The 8,879-nt window shown below is 58.5% G+C and carries 10 protein-coding genes; 7 read left to right on the forward strand and 3 right to left on the reverse strand.

What is annotated here, in order from left to right; all coding sequences use genetic code 11:
* The first annotated feature begins 13 nt into the window (after nt 1-13).
* Nucleotides 14-952, forward strand: a complete 939-nt coding sequence (locus PA598K_RS04615) for a carbohydrate ABC transporter permease (RefSeq protein ID WP_128655796.1) — start codon at nt 14-16, stop codon at nt 950-952.
* A gap of 158 nt (nt 953-1,110) precedes the next feature.
* Here the strand turns inward: PA598K_RS04615 and PA598K_RS04620 are convergent, their stop codons facing one another.
* Nucleotides 1,111-1,410, reverse strand: coding sequence for a DUF2627 domain-containing protein (locus PA598K_RS04620; RefSeq protein WP_128655798.1), 300 nt, complete (start codon nt 1,408-1,410; stop codon nt 1,111-1,113).
* Between the two features lie 172 nt (nt 1,411-1,582).
* On the opposite strand from PA598K_RS04620, the gene lpdA reads away from it, so the two are divergent.
* The 5 genes from lpdA (at nt 1,583) to lipB (ending at nt 7,248) form a co-directional block, all read left to right on the forward strand.
* Nucleotides 1,583-3,010, forward strand: coding sequence for a dihydrolipoyl dehydrogenase (lpdA, locus tag PA598K_RS04625; RefSeq protein WP_128655800.1), 1,428 nt, complete (start codon nt 1,583-1,585; stop codon nt 3,008-3,010).
* 112 nt (nt 3,011-3,122) lie between these two features.
* Complete coding sequence (locus PA598K_RS04630; RefSeq protein ID WP_128655803.1) at nt 3,123-4,154, forward strand: thiamine pyrophosphate-dependent dehydrogenase E1 component subunit alpha; 1,032 nt, start codon at nt 3,123-3,125, stop codon at nt 4,152-4,154.
* Nucleotide 4,155: 1 nt separating this feature from the next.
* A complete protein-coding gene (locus tag PA598K_RS04635; RefSeq protein WP_128655805.1) occupies nt 4,156-5,139 on the forward strand; it encodes an alpha-ketoacid dehydrogenase subunit beta in 984 nt (327 codons plus the stop codon).
* Between the two features lie 30 nt (nt 5,140-5,169).
* The gene (locus PA598K_RS04640; protein WP_376739036.1) at nt 5,170-6,468 is read left to right on the forward strand and encodes a dihydrolipoamide acetyltransferase family protein; all 1,299 of its coding nucleotides are present in this window, start codon (nt 5,170-5,172) and stop codon (nt 6,466-6,468) included.
* Between the two features lie 66 nt (nt 6,469-6,534).
* Nucleotides 6,535-7,248, forward strand: coding sequence for a lipoyl(octanoyl) transferase LipB (gene lipB / locus PA598K_RS04645; RefSeq protein ID WP_128655808.1), 714 nt, complete (start codon nt 6,535-6,537; stop codon nt 7,246-7,248).
* On the opposite strand, the gene prli42 is transcribed toward lipB, so the two are convergent.
* On the reverse strand, nt 7,216-7,311 hold the full coding sequence (prli42, locus tag PA598K_RS35925) for a stressosome-associated protein Prli42 (protein ID WP_185601559.1): 96 nt from the start codon (nt 7,309-7,311) through the stop codon (nt 7,216-7,218). The genes lipB and prli42 overlap by 33 nt on opposite strands.
* A gap of 74 nt (nt 7,312-7,385) precedes the next feature.
* Between prli42 and PA598K_RS04650 the strand changes: the two genes are divergently transcribed.
* Nucleotides 7,386-8,513, forward strand: coding sequence for a M20/M25/M40 family metallo-hydrolase (locus PA598K_RS04650; protein ID WP_128655809.1), 1,128 nt, complete (start codon nt 7,386-7,388; stop codon nt 8,511-8,513).
* A 23-nt stretch (nt 8,514-8,536) separates the two neighbouring features.
* On the opposite strand, the gene mciZ is transcribed toward PA598K_RS04650, so the two are convergent.
* Nucleotides 8,537-8,719: a Z-ring formation inhibitor MciZ gene (mciZ, locus tag PA598K_RS04655; protein WP_260405266.1), complete on the reverse strand. Its 183-nt coding sequence runs from the start codon at nt 8,717-8,719 to the stop codon at nt 8,537-8,539.
* Nucleotides 8,720-8,879: the final 160 nt, after the last annotated feature.

An 8,879-nucleotide genomic window follows, 5' to 3' on the forward strand; every position in this document is an offset into this window, starting at 1 on the left:
AGGAGGCGGCGAAATGCCTGCAGCTTCAACAACGAAAAAAAGCATCTTTCGCAGAAACAGCTCGCGAGAAGATAAAATATTCGATATTTGCAACTATACGTTTCTTTTCGTGCTCATGTTGATTACGCTCTACCCGTTTGTCAACACGCTTGCCGTATCGCTAAACCAGGCAACTGACACGATTCGGGGCGGGATTACGCTGATGCCGCGCGTCTTCACACTCGACAACTATGCTTATATTTTCAGGGAAGCCAGCATCATGCACGCGACGATGATCTCTGTGCTGCGGAGCGTCATCGGTACAGTGCTCACTGTGTTCTGCTCGGCGATGGTCGCTTATACGATGAGTCGCCAGGAGTATGTGCTGCGCAAGTTCGTGACACTAGCCTTTATCCTGACGATGTACTTCAATGGCGGTCTGATCCCGAACTACCTGCTTATCCGCGAGCTGGATATGATCGGCTCCTTCTCAGTGTACATCGTCCCAGGACTGATCGGCGTGTTCAACCTGATCATTATCCGATCCTTCATCGATGGCATGCCGGAGAGCATCATCGAGTCGGCGCGTATCGACGGCGCAGGAGAGTTCACAACGTTCATGCGGATCATCCTGCCGCTCTGCGTGCCGGTCCTCGCGACAGTGGGGCTGTTCACCGCAGTCTATCAGTGGAACTCCTGGTTTGACGTATTCCTGTACAACTCCTCGTATCCAAAGCTCAGTACGCTGCAATACGAGCTGCAGAAAATTTTGCAAAATTCGAACGCTTCGATGACGAGCCGCACGGCGACGGACGCCTTTGCCAACGCTGGTAATACCGCTGCCAATACGGTGACCCCAGTCTCGATCCGGGCAACGATGACGATTGTCGCCAGTGTGCCGATCATTATGGTGTACCCGTTCGTACAGAAGTATTTTGTGAAAGGCATGATGGTCGGCGGCGTTAAAGGTTAAGCAGCGGCTGACAAAACAAGACAAAAGAACCCGGTTGACTGCGTGGTCAGGTGCGTTATACTGTACTAGACAGCGGCCTGTCCACTGACAATGGATCGCAACAAGAATAATGGATGGCTCCCGTTAAGGAGCCATCCATTTTAATTTTATCATTCATATTAGGACGTGGATCCGGATCTGGGAGGACGCGGACGCTTGGGCTTAAAACGGGACGAGACATAGTTGCGCTTGCGGTCGCGGAAAAAAATCCACCCGCCGATGAAGGCAATTCCCGCCAAAAACAAAAAGGCGCCGACGATAAAGCGAAGCCAGCCGAAGGCGGGCGTAATCTGATCGTTGCCGAAGTCCGAAAAATAACGGAAAATTTCATTCTTCATAGCCAGAAAACCATAGGTTGCCGCGACACCGGGAATGGCGAGCAGCAATATCGCAATAAAGCGCGATATCATCAATCTCATATCCGTTCCTCCTCCAAAAAAACTGCCAGGCTGTAGCAGCTAGAACTATCATAACCGACAGCCCCGCTCCTGTCCAATAGAGGTCGGCGGGGGGAGATGTTTTTTTCCTCTTTGAAAACAGGTACAATAGAGAAGTAAGTCATAGCAGGTTGAGATAGTGGAGGCGTAATATATGACGATAGAAGTTGATATAGCGATCCTGGGCGGCGGGCCGGCTGGCTACACGGCAGCGATCCGCGCAGCTCAGCTGGGCAAGTCGGTAGCAGTAGTAGAAATGGGGCGTCTGGGCGGCACTTGCCTGCACCAGGGTTGCATCCCTAGCAAATCGCTGCTGCGCAGCGCCGAGGTCTACCATACCGTAAGAGAAGCAGAGTCTTACGGCATCCTCGTCGAGAAGGGGAGCATCAGCCTGGACTATGCCAAGGTGCTCGAACGCAAGCAGCAGACAGTCGATCAATTGCATCGCGGACTGCAATCGTTGATGCGCAAGCATGGCATCCAGGTGGTAAAGGGCAAGGGTCGGGTAATCGGACCCTCGATCTTCTCTCCCCGCAGCGGCTCGCTTGCCGTCGAGCTGACAGATGGCGAGATGGAGAATGTCGTGTCGAAGCATCTGATCCTGGCAACCGGCTCCCGCCCTCGCAAGCTGGCAGGACTCGATGATGGCGGCATGCGGATCATGACAAGCGATGACGCGCTGGCGATGACGGAGCTGCCGCGCTCGCTGCTCATCCTCGGAGGCGGCGTAATCGGGATCGAATGGGCTTCGATGATGAGCGATTTTGGCGTGTCGGTGACGCTCGCCGAAGCGGCTGCGCGGCTGCTGCCAGGCGAGGACAGCGAGGTGTCGGCGGAGATGGAGAGGCTGCTGACACGACGCGGCGTACGCGTCCTGACCGGGATCAACGTGGATGCCTCAAGTCTTGTCAGCGGGGAAGCAGGGGTGTCGGTGCATGCCGATACCGAGTCAGGCAGAGTCCAGCTCGAGGCAGAGCGGATGCTCGTCTCGGTCGGACGGGAGGCGCGGATCGACGGGATCGGCCTGGAGAATACCGATGTGCGGACGGAGCACGGCATCATCCCGGTCAATCGGATGATGCAGACGTCAGAGCCGCATATCTATGCGGTAGGGGATCTGAATGGCGGTCTCCAGCTTGCTCATGCGGCCGCTCATGAGGCGATCATCGCGGTGGAGCACATCTGCGGGCTGGAACCGCAGCCGCTCGAGGCGCATCGCATCCCGAGAGCCATCTACAGCCGCCCGGAGATCGCATCGATTGGATTCACGGAATATGAAGCTAGCAAGCGAGGCTATGCTGTGAAGACGGGCAAGCTTCCGTTCCAGGCGATCGGCAAGGCGTGGGTGCGCGGCGAGACGGAGGGCTTCGTCAAGGTGATCGCCGATCGAGCGACCTCTGATCTGTTAGGGGTACATATTATCGGGCCCGGTGCGACCGAGATGATCTCGGAGGCTTCGCTGGCAGGCTTGCTCGACGCGACGCCATGGGAGGTGTCGCAGGCGATCCGCCCGCATCCCTCCTTGTCGGAGGCGCTTGGCGAAGCGATGCTGGCCGTGGATGGCGCTGCGATTGCGTACTAGACGTTTCTTTTTTGGCCGTGAAGGTTTATAATAGGCAATACCTAGTCTTAGTACCTGGTATCAATCAGGTGCTAAGACTGCACTATGATTCGAATCGAAGGAGGACGCTTGTATGACCCAACCCGGATCCGTAGAACAGACGTCCAGACACCAGGAGCTTGGTCTGACCGACGACCAGGCTATCGATATGTATACCAAGATGAAGTTGGCTCGCGCGTTCGATGAGCGCTGTTTGCTGCTGCAGCGTGCTGGCAAGATCAATTTCCACGTCTCGGGGATCGGTCAGGAGGCCGCCCAGGTCGGCGCCGCCTTCGCGCTTGACCGGGATCAGGACTACTATCTGCCTTACTACCGCGACTATGGCTTCGTGCTCTCGGTAGGGATGACGATGCGCGAGCTGATGCTCTCCGTCTTCGCCAAGGCCGAGGACCCGAACAGCGGCGGACGGCAGATGCCGGGCCACTTTGGCAGCAAGCGGCTGCGCATCGTCACCGGCTCGTCGCCAGTGACGACACAGGTGCCGCATGCGGTCGGACTGGCGCTGGCGGCCAAGATGAAGCGCAAGCCGTTCGTCTCGTTCGTCACCTTCGGGGAGGGCTCGAGCAACCAGGGCGACTTCCATGAAGGAGCGAACTTCGCGGGCGTGCACAAGCTGCCGGTCATCCTCATGTGCGAGAACAACCAGTATGCGATCTCGACGCCGCTGCACAAGCAGATCAGCGGCCGCATTAGTGATCGGGCTGCTGGATATGGCTTCCCCGGCGTCCGTGTCGATGGCAATGATCTGCTGGCCGTATACGAGGCGGTCAAGCAAGCCCGGGAGCGGGCAGTGGCGGGCGAAGGCCCGACGTTGATCGAAGCGATGATGTATCGAATCTCGCCGCACTCCACCTCCGACAATGATCTGATGTATCGGACCAAGGAGGAGGTCGACGAGCATCGCGGCAAGGACGGGATCGCCCAGTTCAGACAGTATATGATCGATTGCGGCATCTGGTCGGAGGAGCAGGAGCAAGCGCTGCTCGGGCGCATCCGCGAGATTGTCGACGACGCGACGGCCTACGGAGACGCAGCGCCGTTCCCGGCGCCGGAGGACATCCTGTTGCATGTATACGGGGATCAGGACGGGGAAGGGAGAGCATAGCATGCCACAGATAGATTATATCGAAGCCATTCGTCAGGCGATGGCCGAGGAGATGGCTCGGGACGAGGATGTATTCGTGCTCGGGGAGGATGTCGGACATAAGGGCGGCGTCTTCACGACGACCAAGGGGCTGCTCGCGCAATTCGGCGAAGAGCGGGTGATGGATACGCCGTTGGCCGAATCGGCGATCGCCGGCGTCGCGATCGGAGCAGCGATGTACGGGATGAAGCCGATCGCCGAGATGCAATACTCGGACTTTATGTTCCCGGCGACCAACCAGATCATCAGCGAGGCGGCCAAGATCCGCTATCGCTCCAACAACGATTGGACCTGTCCTGTCGTCATCCGCGCGCCGATCGGTGGCGGCATCTTTGGCGGACTGTACCATTCCCAATGTCCCGAGTCGGTTTTCTTCGGCACGCCAGGGCTCAAGATCGTCGCGCCTTATTCGGCGTACGATGCCAAGGGGCTGCTGAAGGCGGCGGTCCGCGACGCCGACCCGGTGCTGTTCTTCGAGCATAAAAAATGCTACAAGCTGGTCACCGGCGAGGTGCCGGACGATGATTATATCGTGCCGATCGGCAAGGCGAATGTCCTGCGGGAAGGCGAGGATCTGACTGTCATTGGCTACAGCCTGCCGCTCCACTATACGATGGAGGCGGCGGCTGAGCTGGAGCAGGAAGGCATCTCGGCGCATGTCCTCGATCTGCGGACGCTGCAGCCGCTCGACAAGGATGCGATCCTCTCCGCTGTACGCAAGACCGGCAAGGTGCTCATCATTCATGAGGACAACAAGACCGGAGGCGTCGGCGCGGAGGTAGCGGCGATCATCGCCGAAGAGCTGCTCTATGAGCTGGACGCGCCGATCATGCGGCTGACGCCGCCCGATGTGCCGGCGATGCCGATCAACCCGCCAGGCGAGAAGTTCTACATGCTGAACAAGGACAAAGTCAAAAAAGCGATGCAGCAGCTCGCTTTGTATTGACACGATACAAGTGCACGGGAGATGAAGAAAATGAAATCGTTGACGGAAATCGTCATGCCGCAGCTCGCTGAATCGCTGGTCTCGGCGCAGATCGATAAATGGCTCAAACAACCGGGCGACCCGGTCGATGTGTATGAGCCGCTCTGCGAAGTGCTGACCGATAAGGTGAACGCCGAGCTGCCCTCCACGGTAAAGGGCACACTGGTCAAAATACTCGTCGGCGACGGCGAGAAGGTCGAGGTAGGCACGCCGATCTGTCTGATCGAGACCGAAGGCTCAGCCGCCCAGGTCCCGGACGTACGGAGCCCGGCAGACGGCGCGGACGACGAGGATGGACATCCGTCAGAGGATGCGGATCAATCGATGCGTCACCGGTATTCGCCTGCGGTCCAGAAGCTGGCCGCCGAGCACCAGGTGCCGCTGACGGCGATCAAGGGGAGCGGTCTGGGCGGACGCGTCACGCGCAAGGATGTGCTGGCCTATATCGAGAATCCGCCGCGCAGCGTACGCGCGGATACAGCCGCCGAAGTGACGCTTGAGCCCAAGCTGCCGCTCCGGACGACCGGTCTGCATCTGACGGAGCCGCCGCGCGTCCCTGAGGTTGAGGTCGAGGACAAGGCGGACGGCCGTCGCGGCGAATACTTCATCGATGTGACGCCGATCCGCAATACGATCGCCCGTAATATGCGCCAGAGCGTGAGCGAGATTCCGCATGCTTGGACGACGATCGAGGTCGATGTGACCAATATCGTCGTCCTCCGCAACAAGATGAAGGACGAGTTCGTCAAGCGCGAGGGTGTCAATCTAACGTATCTGGCCTTCGTCATGAAGGCAGTCGTCAATGCGATCAAGGACTATCCGATCCTCAACTCTGTGTGGGCCGTTGACAAGATCATCGTCAAGCGCGATATCAATATCTCGCTGGCCGTCGGCACCGAGGACGCGCTTCTGACGCCGGTCATCCGCAACGCCGATCACAAGACGATCGCCGGGCTGGCCCGCGATATCGACGATCTCGCGCGCAAGACGCGGGAGGGCAAGATTACGCTGAACGACCTGCAAGGCGGCACCTTCACGGTGAACAATACCGGCTCCTTTGGCTCGATCCTGTCGTATCCGATCATCAATTATCCGCAGGCGGCGATCCTTTCCTTTGAATCGATCGTCAAACGGCCGGTTGTCATCAATGATATGATCGCGGTTCGCTCGATGGCGAACATCTGCCTGTCGCTCGATCACCGGATACTCGACGGCATCATCTGCGGACGATTCCTGCAACGGGTCAAGGAAAATCTGGAGAGCTACAACCTGGAGACGAAGCTATATTAGTGAGAGTTCAAAAAGTAATCAAAAGCGTACTTTTTGAACAACATCTACTAGTGCGGGGGCGTGCATATGAGTCAGACAGAACGGGCGCTCGATGCCCGCTACTACCCAATGATCGGGTACGGCGAAGCGTGGGAGCTGCAAAAGCGACTGGTGCGGGCGATCGATGAAGGCAAGCAGGATGAGGCGCTGCTGCTGCTCCAGCATCCGCCGACCTATACGATTGGCTCGCAGCGGCATCCCGAGCATCTGCTGCTCTCGGAGGAGGAGCTGGCTAAGCGCGGCATCTCTGTCTTCCAGATCGATCGGGGCGGCGATATTACGTATCATGGTCCAGGACAGCTCGTCGGCTATCCGCTGCTCTATCTGGATGCGGTCGGACTCGATCTGCATGCCTATCTGCGCAGCCTGGAGCAGATTATCATCGACTGGCTCGGCGAGTATGGCATTGTCGGCGGACGCAAGGAAGAGTATACAGGCGTGTGGGTCGGCGAGGAGAAGATCGCGGCGATTGGCGTCAAGTTCAACAAGTGTCGGCATCGCCGAGGCTTCGTGACCAGTCACGGCTTTGCCTTGAATCTGCATGCAGGATTGGCGGAGAGCGGGTTTGCGGGGATTATCCCGTGCGGCATCCAGCAGTACGGGGTGACGTCGCTGGCGGAGCTGACAGGAAGGGAGCTGACGCTCCGGCAGGCGGCAGCTGAGCTGCTGCCGCATTTCTGCCGGATGTTCGGCGTCCGCTCTGCGGGTCTAGAGGATCAAGCCGATGCCCATCACGAGTGAAGAGAGCAGCATGGAGGCAATGATCAGGTAGACCACGATCTTTATCCATTTGTTGGTTTTCATAATCGGTCTCCTTTCGGACAAGTTACTGATCTATGCTTCTATTGTATACGAACTGCAGGGATGGAGGAAAGTCTATGATCAACAAAGATCGATTGGTCGAGGATTTTATGGCGCTGGTGCGGGTGGATAGCGAGACGCGGCATGAGCAGGAGATCAGCAAGGTGCTGAAGCAGCGCTTTGGAGAGCTGGGCCTGCTCGTCGAAGAGGATGATGCGGCTGCCAAGACCGGTCACGGCGCGGGTAATCTGTTCGCTACGCTCGCTCCGGCGAGCGGCGGCGAAGGGACGCCGATCTTCTTCACCTCCCATATGGATACGGTCACGCCGGGTCAGGGGATCAAGCCTCAGCTTGATGCGGACGGCTATATCCGCAGCGACGGCACGACGATCCTCGGCGCGGACGACAAAGCGGGCATCGCGGCGATGCTGGAGGCGATCCGGGTCATCCGCGAGAACAATCTGCCGCATGGGCATGTGCAATTCGTCATTACTGTCGGCGAGGAGGCCGGTCTGTACGGCGCACGGGCGATGGACCCTGCCCGTCTGAAGGCGAAGCTCGGCTTTGCGCTCGACTCTAACGGCACGATCGGCGACATCGCGGTCGCTGCGCCGACGCAGGCCAAGATTACGATGAAGGTGATTGGCAAGTCGGCCCATGCCGGCGTCAATCCGGAGGATGGCATCAGCGCTATCCAGGTCGCTGCCAAGGCAATCTCGCGGATGTCGCTCGGCCGAATCGACAAAGAAACGACCGCCAATATCGGTCGCTTCGAGGGCGGCGGCGCTACCAACATCGTCTGCGATCATGTCAGGCTCGACGCCGAGGCGCGCAGCATCGTCCAGCACAAGCTGGATGCGCAGGTCGAGTCGATGCGCGCAGCGCTGAGCAGCGCGGCTGCGGACTACGGCGCGCAAGCCGAGTTCGAGAGCGAGATTATCTATCCGGCCTTTAACTTTACAGAGTCGGATGAGGTGGTGGCGTTGGCGAGCGAAGCGATCGAGGCGATCGGCTGCACGCCGCGCACCTTCCATTCGGGCGGCGGCAGCGATGCCAATATTTTCAATGGCTTTGGCATCCCGACGGTCAACCTCGCTGTAGGCTACGAGCATATCCATACGACCAAGGAGCAGATCAAGGTCGAGGATCTGGCCAAGACGGCCCGGCTTGTCGTCGAGATTATCGGACGCGCGGCAGCCAGGTAGATGGCATACAACTTTCAGACAGGTTAACCGCGAGCTTGCGGTTGACCTGTTTTCGAGTTGGCGGAGCTCGATGGCGCACCGCTCTGCAGATAGCTGCTCAGCGTCGCGCCTGCGCCGCCCGCGCGCGCCAGCTTGCGCAGCGTATGGCGGACCTCCCATGCCTTGCCTACGATGCGAAGCTGGTTATCGTTCATGTCGCGTCTCATCCCGGATACCCCCTATCGGATACCCTCAATTGAAAGCCTACGGTCACGGGATCGATCTTCCGATCGCTGTTGTCCCCAGATTTCTTGATTTTGAACCGAATTAGCGGTTGAAATCCGGGGACAGCGTATGCTTACGAAGCTAGCTTTTCTGCGAAAAGCT

It is taken from the genome of Paenibacillus sp. 598K (genome assembly GCF_003851045.1).
Taxonomy (GTDB): domain Bacteria; phylum Bacillota; class Bacilli; order Paenibacillales; family Paenibacillaceae; genus Paenibacillus_D.

Excerpts from the sequence above, each read along its gene's own strand:
- PA598K_RS04615 (WP_128655796.1), top strand. The coding sequence starts at position 14 with ATGCCTGCAGCTTCAACAACGAAAAAAAGCATCTTTCGCAGAAACAGC.
- PA598K_RS04620 (WP_128655798.1), bottom strand. The coding sequence starts at position 1,410 with ATGAGATTGATGATATCGCGCTTTATTGCGATATTGCTGCTCGCCATT.
- lpdA (WP_128655800.1), top strand. The coding sequence starts at position 1,583 with ATGACGATAGAAGTTGATATAGCGATCCTGGGCGGCGGGCCGGCTGGC.
- PA598K_RS04630 (WP_128655803.1), top strand. The coding sequence starts at position 3,123 with ATGACCCAACCCGGATCCGTAGAACAGACGTCCAGACACCAGGAGCTT.
- PA598K_RS04635 (WP_128655805.1), top strand. The coding sequence starts at position 4,156 with ATGCCACAGATAGATTATATCGAAGCCATTCGTCAGGCGATGGCCGAG.
- PA598K_RS04640 (WP_376739036.1), top strand. The coding sequence starts at position 5,170 with ATGAAATCGTTGACGGAAATCGTCATGCCGCAGCTCGCTGAATCGCTG.
- lipB (WP_128655808.1), top strand. The coding sequence starts at position 6,535 with ATGAGTCAGACAGAACGGGCGCTCGATGCCCGCTACTACCCAATGATC.
- prli42 (WP_185601559.1), bottom strand. The coding sequence starts at position 7,311 with ATGAAAACCAACAAATGGATAAAGATCGTGGTCTACCTGATCATTGCC.
- PA598K_RS04650 (WP_128655809.1), top strand. The coding sequence starts at position 7,386 with ATGATCAACAAAGATCGATTGGTCGAGGATTTTATGGCGCTGGTGCGG.
- mciZ (WP_260405266.1), bottom strand. The coding sequence starts at position 8,719 with ATGAGACGCGACATGAACGATAACCAGCTTCGCATCGTAGGCAAGGCA.